Origin of the sequence: Achromobacter sp. ACRQX, assembly GCF_022346505.1 — a bacterium.
GTDB lineage: Bacteria > Pseudomonadota > Gammaproteobacteria > Burkholderiales > Burkholderiaceae_B > Achromobacter > Achromobacter animicus.
This window is the reverse complement of the sequence record NZ_JAKRML010000023.1, coordinates 65,643-91,114: the sequence shown is the minus strand read 5'-3', so window position 1 is coordinate 91,114 and position 25,472 is coordinate 65,643. Positions and strand designations below refer to the sequence as shown.

Genomic DNA, 25,472 nt, shown 5'->3' with positions numbered 1-25,472 from the left:
CCTGCCATGACCACGCTGATCGACATCCAAGGATTGAACGTCGCCTTCCCCGGCCACCAGGCCGTGCGGAAGCTGGACCTGCAACTGCGCGCGGGCGAAACACTGGCGCTGGTGGGCGAGTCCGGCTGCGGCAAGTCCACCACCGCGCTCGCCTTGCTGGGGCTGCTGCCGCGCCATGCGAAAGTGCAGGGCCGCGTGCTGTTCGAGGGCCAGGACCTGCTGGCGCTGCCTGAGCGCCGCCGCTGCGCGCTGCGCGGCGACCGCATTGCCATGATCTTCCAGGAGCCGATGACCAGCCTGAATCCGGTGCTGACGCTGGGCGACCAGATCGGCGAAGCGCTGCGTCTGCATCGCGGCGCGTCAGCCCGCGCGGCCCGCGCCCGCGCCATCGAACTGCTCGACCTGGTGCGCGTGCCCGAGCCGCAGCGCCGGGTGGACGACTATCCGCATCACCTGTCGGGCGGTCAGCGCCAGCGCGCGATGATCGCCGCCGCCATCGCCTGCCAGCCCGCGCTGCTGGTGGCCGACGAGCCCACCACCGCGCTGGACGTGACTGTCCAGGCGCAGATCCTGAAACTGCTGGACGACCTGCGCGGTGAACTGGGCATGGGGCTGTTGCTGATCACGCACGACCTGGCGGTGGTGGGCGAATGGGCCGACCGCGTGGCGGTGATGGTGCAAGGCGAAAAGGTGGAAGAAGGCGCGGCGTCCACGCTGCTGGGCCAGCCGCGCCACCCGTACACGCGCGGCCTGCTTGGTGCATCGCTGCGGCTGGACGACGCCACGCATTACAGCAGGCTGAGGCTGCCGGAGATTCGCACGCGGCTGGATCCTGCGTCGGGCAAACCGGTTTTTGGACTGGTGACGCCGCCGCGCGCGCCCGCCGCCGCCAACGATCCCGCCGCCAGCGCAAATGGCCCGCTGCTGCAGGTGCAGGACCTGCGCGTGCAGTACCGGACGTCCCGCGGCGTCACCGCCGCGGTCGATGGCGTGTCGTTCGAGATCGCAGCGGGCGAAACCGTGGGTCTGGTGGGCGAATCGGGTTGCGGCAAGTCGACGCTGTCGCGCGCGCTGGTTCGGCTGCTGCCACCGGCCTCGGGCCGCATCCTGCTTGGCGGCGAAGACACCACGGAACTGGACGCCGGGCGTCTGGCGGGCTACCGCCAGCGCGTGCAGATGATCTTCCAGGATCCGTACGCGTCCCTCAATCCCCGGCACACCGTGGCGGACATCCTGGAGGCGGCGCTTCGCATTCACCATGTGAAGGATCGCGACGAACGCCGGCGCCGCATTCTCCACATCCTGGACGCCGTGGGCCTGCCGCGCGACGCCTTGGCACGCTACCCCAGCGAATTCTCGGGCGGCCAGCGCCAGCGCATCGGCATCGCGCGGGCGCTGGTGCTGCGCCCGGCGCTGGTCATCTGCGACGAACCGGTGTCGGCGCTGGACGTGTCCGTGCAGGCGCAGATCCTCAACCTGCTGGTCGACCTGAAGGATGAGTTCCGGCTGTCCTACCTGTTCATTTCGCACGACCTGTCCGTGGTGCATTACCTGGCGGACCGGGTGCTGGTGATGAACGCGGGGCAAATCGTCGAGGAGGGGCCGAACGCCACGCTCTGGCGCGACGCCCGCCACCCGTACACGCGCAGCCTCATCGCCGCGCTGCCCCGGGGACTGGAACCGCGGGCCGAAGCGCAGCGGCGGATCGCCTGACGCCGCCGCGGGCTCCGCCTTAAGGGGGGCTGGCTTGCGCCTGCCCGCAGGCCTATACTGGATTCGCCGTTGCTGGACATTCCTTTACCTAAAGGAGAGGCAACATGTACAGGCACTTGCTCATCGCCGTGGACGGATCCCTGCTGTCCGAATCGGCATTCAAGCGCGCCCTCGTTTTCGCCAAGGAAATGGGCGCCACCATCACCCTGCTGCGCGCCATCCCGGAAGACCACCTGCTGGTTTACCAGGCCGAAATGCTGGGCACCACCGAAGGCCATCACACCGATCAGGCGCGCAAGAACGCGCAGGCGTATCTGGACGGGCTTGAAGCCGAGGCGCGGCACGCGCTGGTGCCCTGCGAAGCCATCGTCACGGTGAACGACCATCCGCACGAGGCCATCGTGGAGACGGCGCAAAAGTCCGGGTGCGACCTGATCGTGATGGGCTCGCACGGACGGCACGGCATGACGGGCTTTTTGCTGGGCAGCGAGACGCAGCGCGTGCTGGCGCGCACGCGGCTGCCGGTGCTGGTGTATCGCTAGCCTTGCTTCAAGGTGTCGGGCCGGGCGGCGGCGGTCAAGCGGCCGCCAGCGCGTGCTGAAACGTAAAGCTGTCCGCGTACAGGTGATCCAGACTGGCGCCGCGTTCGACCAACAGGCTTTTGGCCTGGCGAATCATCTCCGGCGCGCCGCACAGATAGAACGCATGTTCCGACAGGTCCGCGTGATCTTCCAGCACCGCCTGCTGCACGTAGCCGCGGCGCCCCTGCCAGTCCGCCCCCGCGCGCGACAGCACGGGCACGAAATTGAATTCATAGAGCCGCCCGGCCCAGCTTTCGATCTCGTCGCGCAGGTACAGGTCCGCCTCGGTGCGCATGCCCCAATACAGCGTCACGGGCGGGCAGTCCTCATTGTCCAGCAGCGACTCGAGAATCGCCTTGATAGGCGCGATGCCGGTTCCCGTGGCCATCATGATGAGCGGACGCCAATCTTCCTCGTGATAGCTGAAGACGCCAAGCGGCGCCTCGATCTCCACCGGCGTGCCGGCGCTGGCCTGCCCCAGCCACTGGTCGGTGTAGCGGCCGCCGGGAATGCGGCGCACGTGAAAGTCGATCAGGTTGCCCGCCCGCGCCGACGCCATGGAAAAGCTGCGCGTTTCGCCATCGGGGAGCACCACGTTCATGTACTGTCCCGGCACGTAATCCAGGCCGTCGCCGGGCAGCGCCAGGGTCAGGTGGATGACGTCGTCACAAAACGCGGCGATGCGATGGATCGTGGCGGGAATGCGGCGAGGTTCCGGGAAGGTCTGCCGGCTGCTCGCCACGCTGATGCGCAGGTCGGCCGTCGGACGGGCCTGGCACGCCAGCGCGTAGCCCTGCTCGGCCTCTTCCGGGGTCAGCGCCATGGGGAATTCGTCATACCGGACAGTGCCCGATTCGAGTTTGATGCGGCAGGTGCCGCAGCCGCCGAACGTGCATTCGTGCGGCAGCTTCACCGCCGAACGCTCCGCGGCTTCCAGCACGGATTCGCCTTCATCGACGACAAAGGCTTCTGCGGTTTCCAGGATGTGCACGCGGTATGCCATGGCGCCCTCGCCTATTTCTTGATGTCCGCTTCCACCAGCACCTTCATGCCGCGCGGCTCCAGCAGTTCGCCCAGCGCAGCCAGTGCTGCAAGACCTGCTTTGGTGTCTTGCTCGCCGTTGCCGCCGCTCAGGCCCACGCCGCCGATCACCTCGCCATTCACCACGATGGGAAAGCCGCCGACGAACACCGCGAACTTGCCGTCGAAGCTCCACTGGATGCCGAAGGCTTCGTTGCCGGGCAGCGCGGGGCCGTTGGGCGGCGTATTGAAAAGGTGCGTCGAGCGCTTGTGCCCGGCGGCGGTGAACGCCTTGTTCCAGGCGATCTGCGGACCCGTGATGCGGGCGCCATCCATGCGCTCTAGCGCAATCGGATAGCCGCCGTCGTCCACGATGCAGATCGACTCCAGCACGCCGATTTCCTGCGACTTGGCGATGGCGGCGCGCACCATGACGCGCGCTTCTTCAAGTTCCAGGCGATAGATCTGTTTCATGTGCAAAGCCTCTTTGGATGGATGAGCCGTCAGCCGGCGCGGTAGACGGTTTTGATCTGCGTGTAGAACTCCAGGCCTACGCGGCCCGATTCGCGGAATGTGGAGGTGCTGGAATGCTTCAGCCCGCCGAACGGCGCGTTGATCAGGTTGCCGGTAGTGGTGCGGTTGATCTTCACGGTGCCCGCCTGGATATCGCGGGCGAAGCGGTGCGCGTAGCGCGCGTCGGTGGTGGCGATGGCGGCCGACAGGCCGTATTCCGTGTCGTTGGCCTGCGCGATGGCGTCTTCATAGCCGTCGACCTCGATCAGCGCGATCACCGGACCGAAGATTTCTTCGCGGGCAATGCGCATCTGCTGCGTCACGCCGGCAAAGAGCGCGGGCGTGACGTAATAGCCGCGGTCGAAACCCGCGCCCGTCAGGCGATCACCGCCATACAGGTGCGTGGCTTCCTGTTTGCCCAGTTCGACGTAGCCCAGCACGTTGTCGAGCTGGCGGGCGGTGGCCAGGGGGCCCAGGTCGAAATTGCCGTCCAGGCCGTTGCCGATGGTCAGCGTCTTGATCCTGGCGAGCAGCTTTTCCGTATAGGCGCCGCTGACCTTGCGGTCGACCAGCACGCGGCTGGTGCCGGTGCACGCCTGGCCGCTCAGCGAGAAACCGCCTTTGACTGCCAGGTCCACCGCGCGGTCCAGGTCGGCGTCGGCCAGCACGATCAAGGGATTCTTGCCGCCCAGTTCCATCTGCGTCCGGGTAGTCAGGCCGGCCGTGCGATGGATCTGCTCGCCGGCGGCCGTGGAGCCGGTGAACGAAATGGCGCGCACCTGGCTCGCCCCCGTGATGGCTTCGCCCACCGCTCCTGCCGGGCCCGTCAGGAAGTTCAGCACGCCGGCCGGCAATCCGGCCTGCACGAAGGCCTCGGTCAGGCGATAGCCCGACATCGGCGCGTCGGACGAGGGCTTGAACACCACCGTGTTGCCCGTGATGAGGGCCGGTGCGATCTTGCGCGCCGGAATCGAGATGGGGAAATTCCAGGGCGAGATCACCGTCACCACGCCCAGCGGTTCGCGCTGGCTGTAGACGATCATGTCCGGATCGTCGTTGGGATAGGTCTCCCCGGTGAATGACTGGCCTTCGACCGCGTAGAAACGGATCGTCTGCGCCGAACGCAAGACCTCGTCCTTGGCCAGGTTCAGGCCCTTGCCTTCTTCACGGGTCAGTTCGCGCGCGATCGACGCGGCGTTGTCTTCCAGATGCTGGGCCGCCTTGAACAGGATGGCCGCGCGCTTGGAGATCGGCGTGTCGCGCCACGCGGCAAACGCCGCCTCGGCCGCCAGGACCGCCTGCCGGGCGTCTTCGGCGTTGGAGACCTGGAATTGCCCGACGACGTCGTCCGTGTCGGCCGGGTTGCGGTTCGGCGCGGTTTTACCCGACACGCTGGGCGTCCATTTGCCGCCGATGTAGTTCAAAAAGGTCTGCTGCGAGAGATCGTCCACGGGAGCGCTTCCTTGATTGAGTCTGGGCGGGCGCGGCAGGCGCAAGGCGCCTGGGCTACGTTCAGAACATTGTATACTTTAATCATTAGGCGACGATCCGTGGAAACCCCACCTGAAGCGTCAGCAAAAAGGCTCCCGCGCGGGAGCCTTTTCGCGTCAGGTCGCGCCGTTCAACTCCAGATCAGCACGGCGCAGATCGTCGAGACGAAGAGCGCCAGCAGCACGGGCAGCAGCAGCGCGCGCACCAGCGACAGCACATTCACCCGCGCAAACCCCGCCACCGCGATCAGCGAGGACCAGGCGATCAGCGTGCCGCCGCCCGTCCAGACGGCGCCCATCTGGCCGACCGCCGCCAGCGTCGCGGGGTCTACGCCGACGACCGGACCCAGCGCGCCGGATAACGTGCCCGTGAGCGGCAGACCTGCGAAGCCCGAACCGTCGATGCCGGTAATCATGCCGACCAGCAGCACACCGAAGGCGACGAGGAAGTGGTTTTCCGGGATGAGGTGCTGTGCGGCGGAGATCACCTCGAAGAGCAGGCCGGGCGCCTGCGCCGCCGGCACGCCCAGGATCTGCGCGGCCGTCTCATTGGCGCCCACGAAGAAGAAGCCCGCGATGGGCAGCACGGAACCCATCGCCTTGAACGCGAACACGAAGCCGTCGGTCACGTGTTCCGGACAGACGTCCAGCATCTTGCGAGGGCCTTCGGCGGCCAGCGTCACCAGCATCATCACCACGAAGGCGACGCCGCCGACCAGCGCCGCCGCATCGCCGCCGCGCAGGGCGGGCAGCGACGGGAACAGCCGGGGCAGCACCATCACGGCGATCACGGCCAGGAATGCCAGCGGCGTCACCACCGCGAATACCTTCGACCAGCGGACACGGCGCTGCTCTTCCTCGCTCAGCGCGGGGCCGGCGGGCAGCGCGGGATCGGCGCCCATCGTGCCACGGGCAAGTTCCGCCTTGTCGAACGACCCGGCCTGTTCCATGCTCGCCAGGCTGCCGTCCTGCGCGCGGGCCTGCCAGGCCGTCAGCAGTGCAGGATCGGCCGGCACGATGTGACGGCGCACCAGCAGGTAGGCCGCCACCAGCGCGATCCCGCCGGTGATCAAGGACAACACGAGCGCGCGGTCGGCCACGACGGCGGCGCTGACGGCCGCCCCCGCCGCCTTGGCGCTGATGCTCGGCGCCACGCCGATCACGTAATCCGACGACAGGGCCATCCCCTGCCCCGCGATCGCGATGGCCATGGCGCCGGCCAGCGGCGGCAGCCCGGCCGCGATGGCTGCCGGCAGCAGGATGGCGGACACCAGCGGCACGGCGGGCGTGGGCCAGAAGAACAGCGAGATTACATAGGTACAGAGGGCGATGATCACGAACGACGAATGCCCGCCCCGCATGACCCGCCGAAATGGCTGGACCATGCGCACGTCCGCCTGCAGTGTCTTCAAGGAATTGAGAAGCGCCGTCATGAACGTGATGACGAGAAAGATGTTGAAGAGCTCCTTGGCGGCGACGAAGCTGGCGGAAAAGATGCCGATCAGCCCGCTGATCGGATTGCCCGTGATCGCCAGCACGACCAGGAACGTACCGATGACGGAAGGCACCACGACATTGGCGCGCAGGATCATCGTCAGGATGATGGCGGCCACACTGATCAGGTAAATCCAATGAGCGGCAGTGAGCACGACGTCGGATTGCATGCGCTATTCCCCTTGTATGCGTGGCTGTTGGGTCGCCACACTCGGTATACTATATTTCGTCAGAAGCCATACCAACCGAAATATGCGCCGCCTAGGGAAATCGATAGTGCGGGTTTCAGCCTGATTTTCAGCTGAAAATCAAGGGATTACCCGGAGTTTTTGGAAATTTGCGATCAAGGTCCGAATTCACCGATAGACTATCGTATACATAAATTACAAAGCCCTCAGGCATGTTGTCCTCCCTGATAACCACCGATCTGTGGCATTACGCGGCCATGGCAGCCGTCGTGTTCGGCGCGGCCGTCGCCCAAGGCGTGGGCGGCGTGGGGTTTGCGATGTTCGCCGCACCCGTCGCCGCCATGTTCTTCCCGCAACTGGCGCCTGGCCCGCTTCTGACCCTGGGCGGCTTCATTTCGCTCTTGACCGCCCTGCGCGAGCGGGCCGCCATCGATTGGCCCGCCGTCTCCTACGCCCTGGCCGGGCGCGCCGTCGGCACCCTGATCGCGATCTACGCCATGGCGCGCTTTGCGCCCCAGGCGCTGGGCGTGCTTTTTGCCTGCATGATCCTGGCCGCCGTCGCGCTCAGCGTGGCGGGACTGAAGTTCTCCGCGACGCCGGGCCGGGTGTCCGGGGCGGGCGTTGCCTCGGGGATCATGGGCACGATGACGTCGGTGGGCGCCCCACCCATCGCCATCGTGCTGCAGCACGCGGCGCCGCCGCGGCTGCGTGCCACGCTGGGCATGGTGCTCTTTCTGGGATCCATTTTTTCGCTCACCATGCTGGCGCTGGCCAAGCGCTACACGGGCTATCACGCCGGGCTGGCGCTCAGCCTGGCGCCGTTTCTGCTGGCCGGATTCGCCGTCTCCAGCCGGCTGCGCACCCTGCTGCCTCCCCGCGCGGTGCGCGGTGTGCTGCTCGTCGCCTGCGCCATGGGCGCGGTGGGCGTGCTGGTGAAGTCGTTCTGGGTGCACTGATGCGACAAACCGCCAGCGACGGACGGCTACACCCGGTAATACAATGCCGACTATATCCATTACGCCAAACCTGCTCGCCATGACAACCTCCCCCGTCAGCCCGCAAGCCGTCGAGACGCAGCATTCCTCCCCGCTGAAGATCGGCGAGCAGCACCCGCAGTTGTTTGCCGTCATCCGCGACAAGCTGCGCGAACGCATCCTGAGCGGCGAGTTCACGCCCGGCGACCGCCTGGTGGAAGGCCGCCTGTCCGAAGAAATGGGTGTATCCCGTATTCCGGTGCGCGAGGCGTTGCGTGCGCTGGCCGCCGAAGGCCTGGTCACGATCGAGCCGCGGCGCGGCGCGTCGGTGTCGGTGCTGTCCGATGCCGTGGCCTACGACATGGTGGAAGTGCGCGCCACGCTGGAAGGCCTGAACGCCAAGCTGGCCGCGCAGCGCCGCGACGAAAAGACGGTGGAGCGCCTGCAGGCGTTTCTGCGCGAAGGCACAGAAGCCGCGCGCGACGAGAAACTGGACAAGTTCCTGGCGCTCAATTCGCAGTTCCATGAAATGCTGGCCACGATCGGCGGCAACGTGGTGCTGACCGACCTGATGCGCTCGCTGCGCGACCGCACCGCCCTGCTGTTCGCGCCCAGCAACATGCGCCGCGCCAAGCAGAACTGGGACGAGCATTCGCAGATCCTGAATGCCGTCATCGCGGGCAACGGCGATCTGGCGGCGCTGTTGGCCAGCCAGCACGTGCACAACGCGGCCAAGGCCTACACCGAAGCGCAGCAGCCGCCGCAGCAGGCGTCGGTGGCCTGAGCGCCTGACCCCTGACGAGCGGCTGTCACCGCCGCCGCGCCGGCGCCGGGCCGCGCCCCCGCGATCCGCTCATCCCGTCGTGGCCGTTTCCACCGCGCCCGGCGCCGCGCCGACCACGATCCCCTTGCCGTTCTGCACCACCCACGACACCTTCACGTCGCCATTCACGAACGTCTGGCAGGCCATGCGGTAGCCGGCTTCGAAGTCTTCCGGCCGCAGGTGCTTGCGCTCCTTTGGCTTGATGGCGTCGGTGTTTTCCAGCCCCTCTTCGATCCGGCATTTGCAGGTGCCGCACAGGCCGCCCCCACACTTGAACGGGATGCCGCCCTTTTCCTTGAGCGACACGCGCAACAGGTTGCTGTTTTCCGGCGCGGTGGCGACCATGCCGCCGTTGGATAGGAACGTGATCTGGACCATATATTCAGTGCTCCGCGGCGCGCACGCCGGACCGCAGCGTCAGCGTCGACGCCATGCTGCCAAAACGCGTCAGGTGCGCCAGCTCCTTGCGGGCCGCGTCCACCGACGAGAACTTCTCCAGAAACTTGGACGGTACGTGGTTGACCACGTAGGGCGGCGTTTCCTCGGTGACCACCAGCTTGATCTCACGGTCCAGGCGGGCAATGCTGAACACCGCCAGCGCGCGCCCGCAGAACACGTAGTCGTAGGTCTCGATGATGTCGGCGCCGTCGCCCGCCTCGGTGCGGAAGACGCCGGGCTTGGAGGTCAGGATCACATAGGTGGATTGCGCCGCCATCATGCCTCCACGTCCTGCGACAGCTCGATGTCGCTGCTCAGCCAAAGCTGGCATGCCAGCCGGTAGCCCTGGTCGACACGGTCGCCCAGCTGCTTCTTTTCCTTCCAGTTCACCGGCGGCAGATGCTCAGCGCCGGCGATGATGCGGCACGCGCACTTGGCGCACTTGCCCATGCCGCATTCATAGCGCAGATGCGGAAACGGAAACTGCTTGATGCCGGCCCGCACCACCAGGTTGGTGTTGTCCTTCACCACGTCGGTGTAGGTCTGGCCGCCTTTATGAAACACAACGGTAGGCATGAGGTCTTCGTCCAGGTTCTGCGGCGCGGCCACCGCCCGGCCGGGCTGGGCGGGCCGGGCGGGTTCGCGCGATCAGGCGGCAAGGCCCAGTTCGGGCAGCTTGATCTCGTCCTGCACGTAGTCGGTGTAGAGCGCCGTGGTGTACAGCAGCCGCATCTGCGCACCGATTTCGCAGATCTTCAGGCAGCGCTGCTGCAGGTCCACCGTGTTGGCGTGCTCCAGCACGATCTGGTAGCCGCGTTCGCCATGGATCTCGTCGGACACGATGTGCAGGTCGAAGAACTCCACTTCCTCGTCGGTGAAGCCGTACTTCTCGCGCAGGGTCGGCGTCTGCTTGCGGTAGATGGAGGGCACCTGCGATTCCAGGCCCACCACCAGGCCGGCCACCGCGACGATCGGATCCTCGCGCATGGCCACGGCATAACACCAGCTTTGCAGCGCGCGCGTCGTGGGCGACATGTTGTCCGGATTCGTGACCCGTTCGCGGGTGGTGCCGCAGGCTTCGGCAAAGCGGATCAGCAGGTCGGTGTGGCGATCACCGCCGATCTCCTCTTCGTACATGTTGGCCAGCAGGAAATCCTTGGCCTCGGTATAGGTGTCCGGCGTGCGGGCGTACAGGTAGCCCAGGTAGTCGGCAAAGGGGCCGACATAGTGATAGTGGTTCTCGGCCCAGCGCGACAGATGCTCGCGGCTCAGCTTGCCTTCGGCCCAGGCGATCGAAAAGGGCGACGCGTTGGCGCTCTTGCCCTTGATCGCGTTATCCAGCGCCGTACGGAATTCATCTCGGTTCATCAGTTCTGCCATGACTCGCTCCAGGTCCAGTGGGAGAAATTCCAGGCCTGTGTCAGCCCGGGCATGATGAACATTGTATACCGTCTACTGTTTTGAGCCGCTAGGGCAATCCCGGAGTTCCTCGCTTAAAGAGGGACAGTTTCAACCAGATCAAGCACTTACCAGCCACGAGGCGAATTGGACCAAAGCGCGGCGCAGGCGTACAATGAATACAATTTCAACGCAATACGGAAATACCATGAACACCCGCCACCCGCTGGGCGACGCCCCGATCGGTCAACAACTGCTCACCCACTACGCTCGCCGCGACGCCGTGCGCCACGCCACGCCGCTGTTCCCGTCGTCCTGGGCCGAACTGCTGGCCCCGTTCCGCAACGCGCGTCTGCAACCGCTACGCGCAACCGCACCCGCCGCACGCACGCAACGCGACGACACCGTCTGCCAAGCTGGCTGAAGGAAAAGCCCGGGACTGAACGTCCTGGCCTGAAAAGCCGGGATTGAAACACCCCGGCTAGAACGCCCGGGACGTCTTCCCGTACGAGCGCAGCGCCGTCAGCGCTGTTAGCCCCGTCAGCGCCGTGCGCGCAGACTGACCTGCATCCGGGCGTTCTGCTGCGCCGCATTCCGCTGACGCCGGGCATTGCCGCCGGCAAGCACCAGCACAATCGCACAGCCCACGGTATACGCCAGCACGTCCCACCAATCCGGCACGCTGCCGAACACCACGCGCAGCACCGGCTGCTCGATGCGCCAGCCAAAGTGCCGCGCCAGGTATTGGCCCAGTTCGACCGCATACCCCGTGAACAGCGCCGCCAGCGCCAGCGGCAGCACGCCCGCTCGAACAAAGCTGCGGTACAGCAGATAGGCCCAGCCCACCGCCACCACGTCCCCCACGAACCCACGCAGGAAGGGATAAGGTGCGCCCACGGTGGCGATCAGCGCCAACACGGCGGTCACGGCAAGCAGGGCGGCGAACGCGCGCCCGTTGAAAGTCAAAGTCATTGAATCAGCAAACGTAAATAGTGAAACAGGGAGGGGCGCGGCTGCGTTCGCGGCGGCTGCGCATCGCTGCCTGAATTCGCGCAAGAATCCGCACACGCAGCGCTGCTACGCCCGCGCCCCGGCCGGTAACAAGGCCAGCGCGCAGGTTACCGGAAAAGCGCGGGCCGCCCTCCTCGGCCGCCTGCCTTGGGCGTACCATGGAGCGACCCCGACCCAGCCCAGAACGGGCGCGATCCTCGCGTCCGGCCACGTTCCCATGCTGCAGCCCGTTTCGGCTTCGACCGATCTGCCGGCGGCCCCTCCGGCCGCGCCCGCGCCTGTCCTCCAGGTCAGCACGCTTTCCCCCCTCGCCTTTCCCGCCTTTCGCATCATCTGGATCGCCAACCTGTTTGCCAACCTGGGCACCTGGGCGCAATCGGTGGCCGCCGCGTGGGTCATCACCACGGAGCAGAGCAGCCCGCTGATGGTCGCGATGATCCAGGTGGCGGCGGCGTTTCCGCTGGTCGCCCTGTCGATCCTGACCGGGGTGCTAGCCGACAACCACGACCGGCGCCGCGTCATGCTTGCGGGCATGCTGTTGGAGCTGGCGGGCGGCGTCTTCATCACCATCCTGGCCTTCGCGGGGCTGCTGCACCCCATCACGCTGATTGCATCCGTGTTCTGCATCGCCATCGGCAGCGCGATCGTCACGCCCGCATGGCAGGCCGCCGTGGGCGAACAGGTGCCGCGCGAGCACGTCGGCAGCGCCGTGCTGCTGAACAGCGTCAACTTCAACGTCGCGCGGGCGGTGGGGCCGGCCATCGGCGGCCTGCTGCTGGGCGCGTTGGGCACGTCCTGGGTGTTTCTGCTGAACTGTTTCTGCTACGCCGGGCTGATCTGGGCGATCTGGCGCTGGAAGCGCGACCTGCCCGTGCGCCGGCTGCCGCCCGAAGGCCTCTTTGAAGGCGTGGTCGCCGCGCTGCGCTACACGCAGCATTCGACGGTGACGCGCGTGGTGATGCTGCGCTCGTTCGCCTTCGGCCTGTCCGCCAGCGCGCTGTGGGCGTTGTTGCCGCTCTTGGCGCACGAGCACGAAAGCGGCAGCGCGCTGCTTTACGGCTACATGCTTGGCGCGCTGGGCGTGGGCGCCATCCTGGGCAGCGTGGTGGTGCGCCGGGCGCGCGCGGCGTGGGGATCCGGCGGCCTGATCAGCGTGGCCGCAGCGCTCCTGGCCGCCTGTCTGCTGGCGCTGGGGCTGACCGATACGCTGTGGGTCGCGTTTCCGGCGCTGCTCCTGTCGGGCGGCTGCTGGATCGGCGTGCTGGCCACCTACAACACGACCGTGCAGCTTCTGGTGCCGGACTGGGTGAAGGCGCGCGCGCTGGCGCTGTATCAGACCGCGATCTTCGGCGGCCTGGCGGCGGGCTCGTTCATGTGGGGTCACTTCGCGGGCACGATGGGCGTGTCCGGCGCGATGTCGGCCGCCGGCATCATGCTGGGCGTGACCGTGGCGCTGCTGTACCGCTCGCGTCTGCCGGAACAGGTGGACGCGCGGTCGCTGACGCGCGCCGACGACACCGAACCGGCCATGGCCGCCGCCGGCTTCAACACGCAGCGCGGCGCGGTGCTGGTTGCCGTCGAATATCAGGTCAACCCGGACAAGCTTGCCGCGCTGATCCACGCCGCCCGGCCGCTGCGCCTCTTGCGGCTGCGCAATGGCGCGCAGCAGTGGCAATTGTTCCGCGACCTGGAGCGCGAGGGCGTCTGGCGCGAGGTCTTTCTGGTGGAAAGCTGGATGCAGTACCTGCGGATGATCGACCGCATGACGCTGGCCGACAAGATGGTGCTGGACGAGGTGCGCGCCTTGCACGCGGGCGACAAGCCGCCGGTGGTGTCGCGCAACGTCAGCTACCTGGCCATGAACGAGGCGCAGGGTTTCTCGCTGCGCCGCGCCCCCGATTCCCGATGACGCGCGAGGCCCGACCATGCTTACCTCTCTGTGGCGCAATTGGCGGACCTGGCGGCGTGGCGGGTCGCAGCTTGACGTCATCCTGTCCAACGCCGACCCCCAAGCCCCGCTGGCCGAACGGAATCTGTGGCTGGTCGACCTTGGCCGCTGGCTGAACCGTCCGGACGGCGAACCGGCACGGGAAGACGGGCGCGACCCGCGTCACGCCCGCCTGCGCTACCTGTTGCAGGTGCTGGAACGCAATCCCGCTGTCGCGGCCCGCACGGCGGCCACGCTGCGCTCGGTACTGGTGGACAACGACCCCACCGCGCTCCTGTGCGACACCGGCGTGGCGTCACGCCCCGGCTTCTGGGGTGAGTTGTGGCGCCGCGTCGTCGCCTGGATGCTGCCGCCGACCGTCAATCAGGGCGATATGTCGGGCCTCTTCACGCTGCTGTTTCGCCGCGCCGGCGACGCGCAATGGATCGAATCGCTGGACGACGAGACGCTGGCGCGCGTGCGCGCGCTGCTGCGTCTGAAAGAGGACGACCCGGCAAAAGAACCCGATGCGTTGTCAGTCCCCACGCCCGAGGCGCTTGCCCGGCGGCTGGACCAGGCACTGACCAGCAGCATGCAGGTGCTCGTCAGCCAGGTGCGCGCCGTCGGACTCAGCCAGGATATCCGCTCCCGTGTGCCGGGCCGCGTCGAAGAATCGCCGTTTTTCACGCTGGAGGGCACCGCGGCAGAACTCTTCGACAGCACACCGGACACGCCGCACGAGGTGGTGGGCCAGCGCCTGAACGTGCTGCGCGCCTTGCTGGACGACTGCCGCGCGGCCGGCGACGCCGTCTATGAAGAACTCAAGCGCAATGGCGTCGCGGTCGACGTGGTCTACCAGATCGAGTGCATGAAGCTGCGCCTGGCGCGCATCGAACTGCTGCTGGGCGTGTGGATCGACCCCACCCAACGCCACCGGTACGCGCACCTGATGGCCGAGCTGATCCGGTGCACATTGGCCCGCAGCAGCATCCGGCATCTGGCGGCGTCGTCGCTCTTGCAGTTGGCGCGCCGCGTGATGGACCGCAGCGCGGAGACCGGCGAACACTACATCGCCCGCGACACGCTGGAATACATGGACATGCTGAAGGCGTCCATGGGCGGCGGCTTCGTCGTGGCGTTCACGGTGTACGTCAAGTTCATCATCACGTCGGCCCACCTGGACAAATGGGTCGAAGGCCTGCTGAACGCACTGAACTACGCCGGCAGTTTTCTCGTGATCCAGTTCGCGCATTTCACGCTGGCGACCAAGCAGCCGGCCATGACCGGGCCTGCGCTTGCCCGCCGGCTGGACGCGGCCTACTCGCCCGACGGGCGCGAGGCCTTCGTCGACGACACGCTGGCGATGCTGCGTTCGAACGCCGCCGCGATCGCGGGCAACCTGGCCGTGGTGTTTCCGCTGGCCTGGGCGATTCAACGGTTGGCCATGCGGTTTCTGGAACAGCCTTTGATCGATGCCGACAAGGCGCAAGACACGCTGCAATCGTTGTCGTTCTGGGGACCGACGCCGCTGTACGCCGCGGTGACCGGCGCATTGATCTGGGTGTCCAGCCTGATCGCAGGTTGGGCCGACAACTGGTTCGCGCTGCATCGCGTGCACGACGTGATGGCGTACGGCCGGCGCACGCGCTACCTGCTCGGGGCCCGCGGCGCCGTTCGGTGGGCGGGCTTCTGGCGGCGCAACGTTTCGCAGATCGCCGCCAACGTTTCGCTGGGACTGATGCTGGGCCTGCTGCCGGCCCTCGTCAGCGCGCTGGGATCGACGCTGGAGGTCCGCCACGTGTCGCTCAGCGCCGGCCAGATCGCGGCCGCGATTGCGACGCTGGGCTGGGAGCTCGTGCATACGCAGGTGTTCTGGCTGGCCGTGGCGGGCACGGTGGCGACGGGCGCGCTGAACGTCATCGTCAGTTTTGCGCTGGCCTTCAACGTGGCGCTGGCGTCGCGCGACATGCGACGCGACGATCGCGTGTCGCTGACTGCCGGGGTGCGCCGCCGCATCCTGCGGCGGCCGGCGGCGCTGTTCTGGCCAGTCAAGCCGCGCGCCACGCCCGTGCAATCCTGACGCGCTGCGCAGGGCAGGCCTGACTGACATGGTGCGCCTGAACGGACGCGGCTGCGGCGCCGCGTGTTCAGAACGTGATCGTGGCGGTGACCACGTCGCGGTACGTGCCGGGCCGGGGCGTCGTCTGCGCAGGCACGCGGCCATAGACCGTGAAGGTCTGATTGGCGCCCGTGCCCACGCCCGCCCGCGGCGCGCCGCCCGAGGCATCGCCCCACACCGTGCCGTAGGCCGCATCCTGGTAGAGCTGATAGCTCACGGTGTCGGCGGCGGTCGTGTGCTTCATTTTGCGCGCCAGCACGTTGCCGGCGACCGAGCCGCCATTCAACGCCAGGGAGAAGGCGTTGGCGTTGGTGCAGCGGACGGTGATCTGGCTGTTGGCCGTGACCGCAGCGCTCAACACGCCGCGCGGGGGAAACGCCATGTCCGTCGCGTTGATGGTGCAGTTCTTCTGCACGGTCGTGCGCACCACCAGCGGAATCGTGATGCGCTGCGTCGGCGCCGCCAGCGGGCAGTTGGACAGGCCCGACAGCAGGCCGAACAGCACGTCCAGGCGGCCGGTCGTCGCATAGGTTTCGCTGTAGACGGTATTGGCGTTGCCGACCGTCGGCACCGTAGACTGCCCGCCCGGCAGCTTCCCGTAGAACCGGAAGGTGGTCGACACGTTCCCGCCCCCCAGCAGCGGGCCGGTGAGCGTCTGCGACGTCGGTTGCCCGGCCGTCGCAGCGCCCCATATCTGCGTCCGCGCCGCGTCCGTGTACAGGTTGTAGTTCATGCGGTTCGTGCCCGCGCCCAGGGCGCGCGCCGCGATGGACGGACTGGTGTTGCCCACGCCCAGGCTGAAGCACAGCCGCGCGCCGATGGCGAGCAGCGAAAAATTGCAGGTCACGGCAACCGTTCCGTCCGCCACCGTGTCGCCCGGCAGCAGCGGATTGACCGTGCCGAAGTCCAGCGTGGCAGTCGTGCCGGCCGACAGCGCGCAGGTGTTTGCCTGCGCCGAGCCGGCGTAGCCCGCGCAGACGCCCATGGCGGCAAGCAGCAGGGCGATTCTCATGGTTGCCCCCTTTCCAACGGCTCGCACACGATCGGTCCCAGCGTCGGCAGCGGATCGGCATCCGAGTGCGCGTAATCGAACACGGCCTCGCACGACACGCCACCACCGCGCACCCGCAACCGGTTGGTCGCCGCCACGTCCTCCACGAACGTCAGGCCGTCGTAGCCCACCACCGTGCGCTTGCCGCTTTCGATGTGCGCAACCTCGGCCCCGACCGGCACGAAGGCCCCGTCCGGCAGCGTCAGGATCACCGAGGCCGCGTCGTACTTTTCCACCTTGAACGTGGTCAGCACGCCGGCGCCGGACTGCGGCACGACGACCGCCCGCGTCGAGTCCAGCCGCACGTCCACGGGCAGGTCTTCCGGGTCGATGGAGATGCGGTTGGTCTGGTAGGCGTTCAGGTCGGGCACCAGCAGATGGCCGCTGCCGTTCGTGCGGCCCAGCCGGCGGTTTTCGTGCAGCACCGCGACGTCGGCCGTGCCATCGGTGGAGACCAGCGCGAAGCTGTCGTTGATGCGGCGCGACGGGATCACCGTGCTGTCCATCATCACCAGCGACCCCGAGGCCTGCACCGACGCCTGCGTGCGGCCGCCATAGTCCTGCACCAGCCCGCTGACCAGCCCGTACTGGCCCAGATACTGGAGTTGGCCCTGGTTGAGCTGCATGCCGCCGCTGCGGCCGTTCTGCACTGCCCACCCCCAGCCGCCCTCGTACGGCACGCTGCTCTGCGCGTTGACGCTGTAGGTGTCCTCGCCGCCTTGGCGGCCGACCGACACGCCGGCCTGCGCGCGTTCGCCCAGCATCACCGCCAGACCCAGGAACACGCCTTCCGAATTCGATTGCGAAAAGTCCTTGTACGCGCTCAGCGTCAGGACCACGCGGCTGTGCAGGTTGGCCGTGTACGAGGCCGACCCCAGCTTTGCCATCGGCACGTCCGGCATGCGGTAGCCGATGTAGCTGAGCGCCACGCTTTGCGAGCGGCCCAGCGGCATCGACACCGTCACGCGGTCGGTCTGGCGCGGCACCGGCGCGTCCTCGCGCGAGCCGAGGTCGCCGTAGTTGCCGATCAGGCGCGTGACCTGCGTATCCACGCTGAATTCGGGCCGCACGTACTGGTACCCCAGGCTGACCTGTCCGCCGCTGTAGTCCCCGGCGCTGCCGGAAAGCGAGCTGCTCAGCACGCCAAGCTGCCCCATCTTCACCATCGCGCCGGCCCCCGCGTTGTACAGCCCCGGGCCGGCGTCGGTGTGCGCCTCCAGCGTCAGGTTGTCGGTGTAGCCGTAACGCCCAGACGCCGTCAGCACCGGCTTGCTGTCGTAGTCGAACGAGCGCACGCTGAACTGGCGGCGCACGAAGCCCGCCTCGACCGACCAGCTGGACAGCCCCGCCGCCAGCATCCGCGGGTCGATGTACAAGGGGACCGACGTGCTGACGGTGCGGCCCAGCGCGTCGCGCGTGATCAAGGTTGCCTGGCCCGCGCCGGTGATGCCCGGAATCTGGTTGACCACGAACGGCCCCGGCGGCACGTTGCCCGAGTACTGCTGCACGCCATTGACGAACAGCGACACCGACGACGGCACGACCGACGACGCGCTCAGCGACGACACGGGAAAGGTGACCAGGTCCGGACGCAGCGCGAAGTTGCGCCCCCATTGCACGCCGGCCACGCGTACCGAGCGCGACCAGTTCAGCGACGAGGTGATCGTGTCGCCCAGGCGCAGCGTGCGCAGCGTCTCCTGATCAGAGCGCGTCCAGAATGTGTCGTAGCGCACGTATTCATCGCCGCGGCCGCCGAAGTAGGCCGTGCCCGAATTGCTGAACACGCCATTCGAATCGAAGTAACGCTGTTCGGAATACAGCGACAGCCCGTACTCGTAGTCGGTCTGCGCATAGGCGTCGTAGTTCACCACCACGCCGCGCCCGGCCGTCGCCAGCGGCGTGGCCGGCAGTCCGCGGGTATTCACCTCGTACGGCACGCGCAACGTGTCGGGCAGCACCAGATCCACCGACTGCGCCGCCGGGTTGTACACGTAGCGCAGGCCGGCCACGGCATCCAGGCTGACTTCGCGCGTCGCGGACATGCCGATCACGGACAGGTCCACGCCCAGCGAACGCAGCGCGGCGCCGCTGACGGACAGGCGGCCATGCGTGTCGTGAAAGCGCAATAGCTGGGATGTGTTGACGCCGTTGATGCTGACCTCCAGGTACACGTCACGCTCGGCGATGCTGCCGAACGAGACCAGTTGACCGGGCACATCCGCCGCCTGGGCAGGCGCACCCAGCAGGAAGAGTGCGACACCCAAGGCGCGTTGCCCGCGGAGACGGGTAGCGCGCACTGCCATAGACTGCCCTTCTGTGGTTGCCGGCGGGCCGAGCGGCAAGCCGGAACGCGGTCATGCGGTCAACGCGGGCTGACGGTGACCGTGTCGCCGTTGATCATTGCCCTGATCTTTATCGGCCCGGCCGCGCCCTGCTTTGCCGGAATGCTCCATTGGCGCGCCCGGTTGGCCAGCGCATAGCCCAGCAGCCCCTCCACCTCGGCCACGGGCTTGCCCGCCGCGTTCAGGATCTGCAGCGCGGCCACCTGCGCATAGCGGCTGCCGCTGTTGGACAGCCTCACCACCCAGTCGCCGCCAGCGCGTTCCGCGCGCCACGCCAGCTCGGGTTCCGGAGATGGCGTCGTGCCGGCCACGAACACCGGCACCGAATAACGCAGGCGCAGCACCACGCCATTCACGCCGGGCGAGGACGGGTCAGGAATTTCGTCGATGATGAGGCGGAACCCCTGCTGCAGCGACGGCGCATTCTTGGACACGCGCACCAGCCGGACAAGCTGCTCGCCGCCGGGCGGCACCTGGATGATGGGTGGACTGGCCTGGATGTCGTCGGTTGGCGAGAGCACGTCGTCGCCGTCCGCCTGTTCCCAGCCGTAGATGCGCACCTGCCCGTAGATCGGCGTGGACCCGGGATTGCGCAGCATGATGCCGCTTGCACCCTGCGTGGGCGCAAGCTCGACGAGCACCGGAGAGATCTGCAGGGCAGCCGCCACCGCTGCGCCGCCCCAGCCTGCCAGGCAGGCGGCAAGCAGCGCCCGAAAAAACATCCGCATCGGGCGGCCCCCTTAGAAGTAGACCGTCGCGGTAACCGTGGAAGAGTAGGTGCCGGGCGCCGGCGTGGTCTGGGCGGGCACGACGCCGTTCACCTGGATGGGCTGCGCGGCGCCGGTGCCGGTGCCGCCCACTCGCGCTGCAACGTCGGCATCGCCCCACACGACGGTCGTGCTGCCCGGTTTGTACAACTGATAAGCCACCGTCGCGGTATTGGCGCCGGTGCCGCTCAGAAATCGCTGGGCTTCCGTCGACCCCGTGCCCGTGCCCGCGTTCAGGCCGACGGTATATGGGGTGGTATTGCTGCACGTAACTGACAGGTTGGTATTGCCGGTGACCGCGGTATTCAGCACGCCCTGACTGCCGAAACTGAGGTCAGTCGCGGAAATGACGCAATTGGCCGTAATGGTAAGCGTGACGTTGAAATTGGCGGTGGCGGTCTGAGCGAGCGCTATGCCGGGCGCTGCACCACCGATAAACAAACACAGCGTCGCTGCGCGCAAGGTCGGGCGTTTCATGAGGTATGCCTCCACGGTATACGGTTGCACCATCAATCCTGCTGCGGATAATCGTACGTCCAAATATTGGTATGCGGCACCAAATAGTTTCATATACCAGGGGTATTTATTACGATTATTAACGAATCAGCCTGGAATACCGCACCGCAATAATTAACCTGTCCTTAGAGACCGTGGGAATTTCCGCTGTACATATTGTTGTGATTGAATTTCCGTCACAGTTTCATTAAGTGACAATTGCCGTCTGATTATCCAATTGGATAATCGCCGCGCATGACAGGTTTAATCGGGCGCGCACATCCTGAATTGCCGCCCTGACCCGAGCCCACCCTGACGCGCATGTCGTCAGACGAAAAGCCCGAATTCAAACAGCGCATTAGAATCAGTGCCTACGAATCCGGACGCACCGGCCGGACGCCCTCGCAGCGCAGCCCATTCATGCTCTCGTTCTCCCGCAGCACCGTCTATCCGGCCGGCGTCGGCCTGCCCGCCGCCGAACGGCTGGGCGCACTCATCGCCGTCATGCTGGCGGTCTGCATGGCCAGCCTGGATACGGCCATCGCCAATACCGCACTGCCGACCATCGCGCGCGACCTGCAGGCCAGCGAGGCGGGTTCCATCTGGGTCATCAGCGGCTATCAGCTGGCGATGGTGGCCGGCTTGCTGCCGGCGGCCGCGCTGGGCGAAATCCTGGGTCACCGGCGCGTCTACATCGTCGGGCTCGCGGTATTCACGCTGGCCTCGCTGGCAAGCGGCCTGGCGCCGTCGCTGCCCGTGCTGGTGGCCACGCGCATTCTGCAAGGGCTGGGCGCGGCGGGCGTGATGAGCGTGAACGGCGCGCTGCTGCGCTTCATCTACCCCTCGCACATGCTGGGCCGCGGCCTGGGCCTGAACGCCATGGTGGTGGGACTGTCGTTTGCCGGCGGGCCAACCGTGGCGTCGGCCATCCTGCTGCTCGGGTCCTGGCACTGGCTGTTTCTGGTCAATTTCCCCATCGGCATCCTGGCGGCGGTGCTGGCCCTGCGCGGCCTGCCCGACACCACGCGATCCGGTCACGGATTCGACGGCCTGGCCGCGCTGCTGTGCGCGATGGCGCTGGGGCTGCTTGTCCTGGCGACCAATGAACTTGCGCACGGCGCGCCGTGGCCGCGCGTGGCGCTGGAGGGCTGTCTGGCGGCGGCCAGCCTCTGGCTGCTGATGCGGCGCCAGGCAGGCCACCCCGCGCCCATCCTGGCAGTGGACCTGCTGCGCCGCCCCCTCTTTGCGCTGTCCGCGGCCACCGCGGTATGCGCGTTCGCCGCCCAGGCGCTGGCCTTCGTGTCGCTGCCATTCCTGTTCCAGTCGGTGCTGGGCTACAGCCAGGTCCAGACCGGTTTTCTCATCACGCCATGGCCCGTCGTAGTGGCCATCATGGCGCCGATCGCGGGGAGGCTGTCCGACAGCTATCCGGCGGGCATGCTGGGCGGCGTGGGGCTTGCTTTGCTGGCGCTGGGCATGGCGTTGCTGGCGCTGATGCCGGCCGACCCGTCGGTGCTGGACATCTCGTGGCGCATGGCGATCTGCGGCGCGGGCTTTGGTTTTTTCCAGTCCCCCAACCTGCGCGCCATCATGACCTCGGCCCCGGCGTCGCGGGCGGGCGGCGCCAGCGGCATGATCGGCACGGTGCGCCTGCTGGGCCAAGCCACGGGTGCGGCCTTGGTCGCTGCGTGCTTCAACGTCTCGACCACGCACGGCGCCATCGCGGCCCTGTGGCTGGGCGGCCTGTGCGCCGGGCTGGCCTGCATCGCCAGCTTTGCCCGCCTGCGGTTCGACGCGAGTGAACCGGTGCAGACCCCGGCGTCGCGCTGATACGCCCGTAGCCCGATGACAACGTCATCACGCAACACTATTGCCGTTCGTGTCGATATATTCGGGCGGTGCGACGTCATATTCGTAAGATGTGCAACATCCGCTAAATAAGGTTCTGGCGGGGCCGTTGTCCTTATGCAGGCTTGCTGCACCTTTGGGACGACGCGCATGACACAGTTTCTGAAAGACATCACCATTCGCCGCATGATCCTGGGCACCTTGCTCGTGATCAGCCTCTTCATCGCCGGTTTGTCGGCCATCAGCGTCCATGGGCTGCGCAGCGCAGAGGAAGCGCTCGCAGCCAGCAACGAACTCCTGCACGAGGTATCGGCGCTTTCCCGCGTCAACGACCAGATCATGCGCGCGCGGCTGCGGCTGTCGCGCCAGCTGGAATACGTGGCCGGCAGCCAGAAAGACCAGGCCGCGGCCGAAGGGCGCAGCATCGACACTGCGTTGACCGAAGCGAAGAAGCATCAGGCGCAATTCATCGAGCTGGCCCGGCGCGACGCCCCGGCGGCGTTGCTGGACGCCATGCGTTCGGGATTCGACGCGCTGGCCGACGGCATTGCCGTGCAGCGCCGGCATCTGGATGCGGGCGAGGTCGACAAGGCGCGCGCCCAGGCGTCCGGGCCGGTGGTCACCGCCAGCCGCAGCTTCGGCAAGAGCATGGAGGAATACGAGGCGTACGCGCAGGCGCGCGAAGTCCAGCTGCTGGGCAATGCCGATGCCAACCGCCGCCAGGCCTATATCGGCATGGGTGTGGTGCTGGGCATCTGCCTGCTGCTGCTGATCCTGGGCGACCGCTACGTCGTGTGTTTCGTCAAGCGCCCGCTGGATTCGCTGAAGGGCCACTTCCAGCGCATCGCGGGCGGCGACCTGACCACGCCGATTCCGTCGTTCGGCAGGAACTGCGTGGGCCAGATCATCCCGTTCCTTCAGGACATGCAGGCGAGCCTGGTGCGCACCGTGCACGCCGTGCGCGACGGCGTCGTCGAGATCAACACGGGTTCCAGCGAGATCGCGGCGGGCAACCAGGACCTGTCCAGCCGCACAGAACAGCAGGCGGCGTCGCTGGAGGAAACCGCGGCCAGCATGGAGCAACTGCTGTCCACCGTGACGAGCAACGCTGAAAATGCCCGCATGGCCAACGAGATGGCCGCCACCGCGTCCGAGGTGGTGCAGCGCGGCGGCGACGCCGTACAGGCCGCGGTCAGCACGATGCGCAAGATCGCGCAGGATTCCAGCCGCATCGAGGACATCGTCGGCGTGATCGACGGGATTGCGTTCCAGACCAACATCCTGGCGCTGAACGCGGCGGTGGAAGCGGCCCGCGCGGGCGAGGAAGGCAAGGGCTTTGCCGTGGTGGCCGCCGAGGTCCGGTCGCTGGCGCAGCGCAGCGCCAGCGCCGCCAAGGAGATCAAGCAATTGCTGGACGCCTCGGGCGCCACGGTGCAGGCCGGCTCAGCGCAGGTCGAGGCGGCGGGCCTGACGATGACCGAGATCCTGGAGACCATCGAGCGGCTGACGATGCTGGTGAACGACATCGCCACCGCGTCCAACGAGCAGGTGACCGGGATAGACCAGGTCAATACCGCCGTCACGCAGATGGACCAGGTCACGCAGCAGAACGCGGCGCTGGTCGAGGAAGCCGCGGCGGCCGCGTCGTCGCTGGAAACGCAGGCGCAGCGGCTGCAGGCGGCGGTCAGCGCATTCCGGCTGCCGGCGCAGGGACAGGGCGCCGCGCAGCAGGCGGTGCCTGCCTACGGCCAGCCGGCGCTATTGCCGGCCTGATGGGTTATTCCTTCACGTAGCAGGGATACAGCGCCTGCTGCGCCCGCGACCGGGCGGGGTCCACCTCGAACGCCACGATGGACTCCGTATCGGTGCTTTGCGCCAGCGGCTCGCCCCCTGGCTGGAACGCAAACGCCACGCCGCCGAACACCTGTCCCTCGGGCGTGCGCCCGGCGCGGTTCGAACTGACAACATAGCAGCCGGACACCAGCGCGGCCATGGCGCCCGCGGTCAGCCAGCGGCCGCTAGACGCGCCGCTGGCGCGCGGCACGACGATCAGCTCGGCGCCGTCTCGGCCATAGCGGCGCGCGCGTTCGTTGAACATCAGCTCGGTGCACAGCAGCACGCCGACGCGAATGCCGCCCACGTCGACGACCTCGAACCCGTCGCGCGCGCTGTGAAACCAGGCCGCCTCGAAAAAGCCCGGTTCCTGCGGAAAATACTGTTTGTGATGCAGCGCCGTATAAAGTTCGTCCTGCAACGCGAACGCTTCATTGGCAAGCCGCCCGCCGGCAAACACGGGGCGGGACGACACGATGACTGGCACGTTCAGCGCCGCCAGCGCGGCAAGACCGGCCTCGTGGATACGCACGGACTCGGCAGCCAGCGCGGCGTCATAGGACGGCAACGCCGCCAGCCAGGGGCCGAACGGCATCTCGTTGGTGACCAGCAGGTCGGGCGCCAACTCGTGGATGCGCTCGGCGATGCCTTCCCAGTTCGCGCCTTCCGGCATCAGGCCGGCCGGGCCTTCCATCATGCAGATCCGCATCCCCGCTCCTGTCATGTCGCGCTGTTTACGTGCTGTGGCCGTGGCGTTGACGCGTTGCTTTCCCTCAACGCCGCGCACGTCAGACCGCGCGCGGCGTCAGTTCAATGACGCACGCGTCAATACCGTTTTCGGCACTCAGGCAATACCGGCCCAGCCCGTCGTTCCCTTCGGCGTGCAGGCAATCGTAGCGCGACGCCAGCCGATGCTGCGCGCCGTCCAGATAAACCGTCAGATCAGCGCCGGCATTGAACACCAGCACGCTGCGCGCGCTGCTGTGAAATATCCAGGGCGCCGCGCCGCGCACCCATTGCAGGCGGGCGTGCCACCGTTCGGGCGCGTAGATCAGGTTGAAGTCGCGGATGGGGCCGTCGAGCAGGCGGCACGCCACCTGCGCGTCACCGGAAAACGCATACGCGACGCGCGGCGCCAAAGGCGGCTGGCGCTGCCCGTCCACCGTCAGCTCGATACCGCGGCCTTCCAGCACGGTGATGATCCGCTGATATCCGCCAAAGGCAGAAAAACTGCCATCCTGCGCTACGTCGGCCAGCGAGAGACGCCAGCCGAACGACGCGGTATGGCCGCCCGGATTGCAGGCGACTTCCTGGGTCGTCCCGCCGCCGTTGCGCCAAGGCATGCGGGGATAGTCCGCGGCCCGGTACAGCCGCACGTCAGAGGGGATCATGGCCACGGATTAGTCCTGTTGGGTCGGGCGGAAGACAGGCGAAATTATAGGTGGCC

Annotated in this window: 24 protein-coding genes; 9 read left to right on the top strand and 15 right to left on the bottom strand. The window is 67.2% G+C overall.

The features are described 5' to 3' along the window. The first annotated feature begins 6 nt into the window (after positions 1–6). Both MHZ91_RS19680 and MHZ91_RS19675 read left to right on the top strand, forming a co-directional pair. Positions 7–1,713: an ABC transporter ATP-binding protein gene (locus tag MHZ91_RS19680; protein WP_239215312.1), complete on the top strand. Its 1,707-nt coding sequence runs from the start codon at positions 7–9 to the stop codon at positions 1,711–1,713. A gap of 104 nt (positions 1,714–1,817) precedes the next feature. After that, a complete protein-coding gene (locus MHZ91_RS19675; RefSeq protein WP_175123758.1) occupies positions 1,818–2,255 on the top strand; it encodes a universal stress protein in 438 nt (145 codons plus the stop codon). Positions 2,256–2,289: 34 nt separating this feature from the next. Here MHZ91_RS19675 and MHZ91_RS19670 read toward each other — a convergent pair whose 3' ends face one another. The 4 genes from MHZ91_RS19670 to MHZ91_RS19655 form a co-directional block, all read right to left on the bottom strand. Beyond that, the gene (locus tag MHZ91_RS19670) at positions 2,290–3,297 is read right to left on the bottom strand and encodes a 2Fe-2S iron-sulfur cluster-binding protein (protein ID WP_239215311.1); all 1,008 of its coding nucleotides are present in this window, start codon (positions 3,295–3,297) and stop codon (positions 2,290–2,292) included. 11 nt (positions 3,298–3,308) lie between these two features. Further along, positions 3,309–3,788 (bottom strand): heme-binding protein, encoded by a 480-nt coding sequence (locus tag MHZ91_RS19665; RefSeq protein WP_056319338.1) that lies wholly within the window; start codon positions 3,786–3,788, stop codon positions 3,309–3,311. A gap of 29 nt (positions 3,789–3,817) precedes the next feature. Then, positions 3,818–5,278, bottom strand: coding sequence for an aldehyde dehydrogenase family protein (locus MHZ91_RS19660; RefSeq protein ID WP_239215310.1), 1,461 nt, complete (start codon positions 5,276–5,278; stop codon positions 3,818–3,820). A 170-nt stretch (positions 5,279–5,448) separates the two neighbouring features. Continuing rightward, positions 5,449–6,981: a hypothetical protein gene (locus MHZ91_RS19655; RefSeq protein ID WP_239215309.1), complete on the bottom strand. Its 1,533-nt coding sequence runs from the start codon at positions 6,979–6,981 to the stop codon at positions 5,449–5,451. A gap of 230 nt (positions 6,982–7,211) precedes the next feature. On the opposite strand from MHZ91_RS19655, the gene MHZ91_RS19650 reads away from it, so the two are divergent. After that, the gene (locus MHZ91_RS19650) at positions 7,212–7,955 is read left to right on the top strand and encodes a sulfite exporter TauE/SafE family protein (protein ID WP_239215308.1); all 744 of its coding nucleotides are present in this window, start codon (positions 7,212–7,214) and stop codon (positions 7,953–7,955) included. A 79-nt stretch (positions 7,956–8,034) separates the two neighbouring features. Continuing rightward, positions 8,035–8,757: a GntR family transcriptional regulator gene (locus MHZ91_RS19645; RefSeq protein WP_105237069.1), complete on the top strand. Its 723-nt coding sequence runs from the start codon at positions 8,035–8,037 to the stop codon at positions 8,755–8,757. Between the two features lie 69 nt (positions 8,758–8,826). Here MHZ91_RS19645 and MHZ91_RS19640 read toward each other — a convergent pair whose 3' ends face one another. The 4 genes from MHZ91_RS19640 to MHZ91_RS19625 form a co-directional block, all read right to left on the bottom strand. Further along, the gene (locus MHZ91_RS19640; RefSeq protein ID WP_175123763.1) at positions 8,827–9,174 is read right to left on the bottom strand and encodes a 2Fe-2S iron-sulfur cluster-binding protein; all 348 of its coding nucleotides are present in this window, start codon (positions 9,172–9,174) and stop codon (positions 8,827–8,829) included. Between the two features lie 4 nt (positions 9,175–9,178). Further along, on the bottom strand, positions 9,179–9,514 hold the full coding sequence (locus MHZ91_RS19635; protein WP_239215307.1) for a ferredoxin: 336 nt from the start codon (positions 9,512–9,514) through the stop codon (positions 9,179–9,181). Continuing rightward, positions 9,511–9,810 (bottom strand): 2Fe-2S iron-sulfur cluster-binding protein, encoded by a 300-nt coding sequence (locus tag MHZ91_RS19630; protein WP_056566926.1) that lies wholly within the window; start codon positions 9,808–9,810, stop codon positions 9,511–9,513. The genes MHZ91_RS19635 and MHZ91_RS19630 overlap by 4 nt, the downstream gene beginning before the upstream one ends. Positions 9,811–9,882: 72 nt before the next feature. Then, the gene (locus tag MHZ91_RS19625; RefSeq protein ID WP_239215306.1) at positions 9,883–10,614 is read right to left on the bottom strand and encodes a TenA family transcriptional regulator; all 732 of its coding nucleotides are present in this window, start codon (positions 10,612–10,614) and stop codon (positions 9,883–9,885) included. 226 nt (positions 10,615–10,840) lie between these two features. On the opposite strand from MHZ91_RS19625, the gene MHZ91_RS19620 reads away from it, so the two are divergent. Further along, entirely contained in the window at positions 10,841–11,056 is a 216-nt protein-coding gene (locus MHZ91_RS19620; protein ID WP_239215305.1) for a hypothetical protein, read from the top strand. 116 nt (positions 11,057–11,172) lie between these two features. Here the strand turns inward: MHZ91_RS19620 and MHZ91_RS19615 are convergent, their stop codons facing one another. Beyond that, positions 11,173–11,604, bottom strand: coding sequence for a DUF2809 domain-containing protein (locus MHZ91_RS19615; RefSeq protein ID WP_239215304.1), 432 nt, complete (start codon positions 11,602–11,604; stop codon positions 11,173–11,175). Between the two features lie 256 nt (positions 11,605–11,860). Between MHZ91_RS19615 and MHZ91_RS19610 the strand changes: the two genes are divergently transcribed. Further along, a complete protein-coding gene (locus MHZ91_RS19610; RefSeq protein WP_239215303.1) occupies positions 11,861–13,552 on the top strand; it encodes an MFS transporter in 1,692 nt (563 codons plus the stop codon). Positions 13,553–13,568: 16 nt separating this feature from the next. Continuing rightward, a complete protein-coding gene (locus tag MHZ91_RS19605) occupies positions 13,569–15,650 on the top strand; it encodes a site-specific recombinase (protein WP_239215301.1) in 2,082 nt (693 codons plus the stop codon). Between the two features lie 67 nt (positions 15,651–15,717). Here MHZ91_RS19605 and MHZ91_RS19600 read toward each other — a convergent pair whose 3' ends face one another. Genes MHZ91_RS19600 through MHZ91_RS19585 form a run of 4 tightly spaced genes read right to left on the bottom strand, consistent with a single transcriptional unit; the run spans position 15,718 to position 20,326 of the window. Next, complete coding sequence (locus MHZ91_RS19600) at positions 15,718–16,701, bottom strand: spore coat U domain-containing protein (protein ID WP_239215299.1); 984 nt, start codon at positions 16,699–16,701, stop codon at positions 15,718–15,720. After that, positions 16,698–19,043, bottom strand: coding sequence for a fimbria/pilus outer membrane usher protein (locus tag MHZ91_RS19595; protein WP_370647837.1), 2,346 nt, complete (start codon positions 19,041–19,043; stop codon positions 16,698–16,700). The genes MHZ91_RS19600 and MHZ91_RS19595 overlap by 4 nt, the downstream gene beginning before the upstream one ends. Before the next feature lie 59 nt (positions 19,044–19,102). Further along, positions 19,103–19,810, bottom strand: a complete 708-nt coding sequence (locus tag MHZ91_RS19590) for a molecular chaperone (protein WP_239215295.1) — start codon at positions 19,808–19,810, stop codon at positions 19,103–19,105. Positions 19,811–19,822: 12 nt separating this feature from the next. Next, positions 19,823–20,326 carry a spore coat U domain-containing protein gene (locus tag MHZ91_RS19585; protein WP_175123769.1) on the bottom strand — a complete coding sequence of 168 codons (504 nt, stop codon included), beginning with the start codon at positions 20,324–20,326 and terminating at the stop codon, positions 19,823–19,825. Between the two features lie 438 nt (positions 20,327–20,764). On the opposite strand from MHZ91_RS19585, the gene MHZ91_RS19580 reads away from it, so the two are divergent. Continuing rightward, a complete protein-coding gene (locus MHZ91_RS19580) occupies positions 20,765–22,174 on the top strand; it encodes an MFS transporter (protein WP_239215294.1) in 1,410 nt (469 codons plus the stop codon). Between the two features lie 168 nt (positions 22,175–22,342). Further along, on the top strand, positions 22,343–23,965 hold the full coding sequence (locus MHZ91_RS19575; RefSeq protein ID WP_239215293.1) for a methyl-accepting chemotaxis protein: 1,623 nt from the start codon (positions 22,343–22,345) through the stop codon (positions 23,963–23,965). 4 nt (positions 23,966–23,969) lie between these two features. On the opposite strand, the gene MHZ91_RS19570 is transcribed toward MHZ91_RS19575, so the two are convergent. Both MHZ91_RS19570 and MHZ91_RS19565 read right to left on the bottom strand, forming a co-directional pair. Continuing rightward, positions 23,970–24,734, bottom strand: a complete 765-nt coding sequence (locus tag MHZ91_RS19570) for a carbon-nitrogen hydrolase family protein (RefSeq protein WP_239215292.1) — start codon at positions 24,732–24,734, stop codon at positions 23,970–23,972. A 79-nt stretch (positions 24,735–24,813) separates the two neighbouring features. Next, entirely contained in the window at positions 24,814–25,416 is a 603-nt protein-coding gene (locus tag MHZ91_RS19565; RefSeq protein ID WP_239215291.1) for a HutD family protein, read from the bottom strand. Positions 25,417–25,472: the final 56 nt, after the last annotated feature.

Excerpts from the sequence above, each read along its gene's own strand:
- MHZ91_RS19680 (WP_239215312.1), top strand. The coding sequence starts at position 7 with ATGACCACGCTGATCGACATCCAAGGATTGAACGTCGCCTTCCCCGGC.
- MHZ91_RS19675 (WP_175123758.1), top strand. The coding sequence starts at position 1,818 with ATGTACAGGCACTTGCTCATCGCCGTGGACGGATCCCTGCTGTCCGAA.
- MHZ91_RS19670 (WP_239215311.1), bottom strand. The coding sequence starts at position 3,297 with ATGGCATACCGCGTGCACATCCTGGAAACCGCAGAAGCCTTTGTCGTC.
- MHZ91_RS19665 (WP_056319338.1), bottom strand. The coding sequence starts at position 3,788 with ATGAAACAGATCTATCGCCTGGAACTTGAAGAAGCGCGCGTCATGGTG.
- MHZ91_RS19655 (WP_239215309.1), bottom strand. The coding sequence starts at position 6,981 with ATGCAATCCGACGTCGTGCTCACTGCCGCTCATTGGATTTACCTGATC.
- MHZ91_RS19650 (WP_239215308.1), top strand. The coding sequence starts at position 7,212 with ATGTTGTCCTCCCTGATAACCACCGATCTGTGGCATTACGCGGCCATG.
- MHZ91_RS19645 (WP_105237069.1), top strand. The coding sequence starts at position 8,035 with ATGACAACCTCCCCCGTCAGCCCGCAAGCCGTCGAGACGCAGCATTCC.
- MHZ91_RS19640 (WP_175123763.1), bottom strand. The coding sequence starts at position 9,174 with ATGGTCCAGATCACGTTCCTATCCAACGGCGGCATGGTCGCCACCGCG.
- MHZ91_RS19635 (WP_239215307.1), bottom strand. The coding sequence starts at position 9,514 with ATGATGGCGGCGCAATCCACCTATGTGATCCTGACCTCCAAGCCCGGC.
- MHZ91_RS19630 (WP_056566926.1), bottom strand. The coding sequence starts at position 9,810 with ATGCCTACCGTTGTGTTTCATAAAGGCGGCCAGACCTACACCGACGTG.
- MHZ91_RS19625 (WP_239215306.1), bottom strand. The coding sequence starts at position 10,614 with ATGGCAGAACTGATGAACCGAGATGAATTCCGTACGGCGCTGGATAAC.
- MHZ91_RS19620 (WP_239215305.1), top strand. The coding sequence starts at position 10,841 with ATGAACACCCGCCACCCGCTGGGCGACGCCCCGATCGGTCAACAACTG.
- MHZ91_RS19615 (WP_239215304.1), bottom strand. The coding sequence starts at position 11,604 with ATGACTTTGACTTTCAACGGGCGCGCGTTCGCCGCCCTGCTTGCCGTG.
- MHZ91_RS19610 (WP_239215303.1), top strand. The coding sequence starts at position 11,861 with ATGCTGCAGCCCGTTTCGGCTTCGACCGATCTGCCGGCGGCCCCTCCG.
- MHZ91_RS19605 (WP_239215301.1), top strand. The coding sequence starts at position 13,569 with ATGCTTACCTCTCTGTGGCGCAATTGGCGGACCTGGCGGCGTGGCGGG.
- MHZ91_RS19600 (WP_239215299.1), bottom strand. The coding sequence starts at position 16,701 with ATGAGAATCGCCCTGCTGCTTGCCGCCATGGGCGTCTGCGCGGGCTAC.
- MHZ91_RS19595 (WP_370647837.1), bottom strand. The coding sequence starts at position 19,043 with ATGGCAGTGCGCGCTACCCGTCTCCGCGGGCAACGCGCCTTGGGTGTC.
- MHZ91_RS19590 (WP_239215295.1), bottom strand. The coding sequence starts at position 19,810 with ATGCGGATGTTTTTTCGGGCGCTGCTTGCCGCCTGCCTGGCAGGCTGG.
- MHZ91_RS19585 (WP_175123769.1), bottom strand. The coding sequence starts at position 20,326 with ATGAAACGCCCGACCTTGCGCGCAGCGACGCTGTGTTTGTTTATCGGT.
- MHZ91_RS19580 (WP_239215294.1), top strand. The coding sequence starts at position 20,765 with ATGCTCTCGTTCTCCCGCAGCACCGTCTATCCGGCCGGCGTCGGCCTG.
- MHZ91_RS19575 (WP_239215293.1), top strand. The coding sequence starts at position 22,343 with ATGACACAGTTTCTGAAAGACATCACCATTCGCCGCATGATCCTGGGC.
- MHZ91_RS19570 (WP_239215292.1), bottom strand. The coding sequence starts at position 24,734 with ATGCGGATCTGCATGATGGAAGGCCCGGCCGGCCTGATGCCGGAAGGC.
- MHZ91_RS19565 (WP_239215291.1), bottom strand. The coding sequence starts at position 25,416 with ATGATCCCCTCTGACGTGCGGCTGTACCGGGCCGCGGACTATCCCCGC.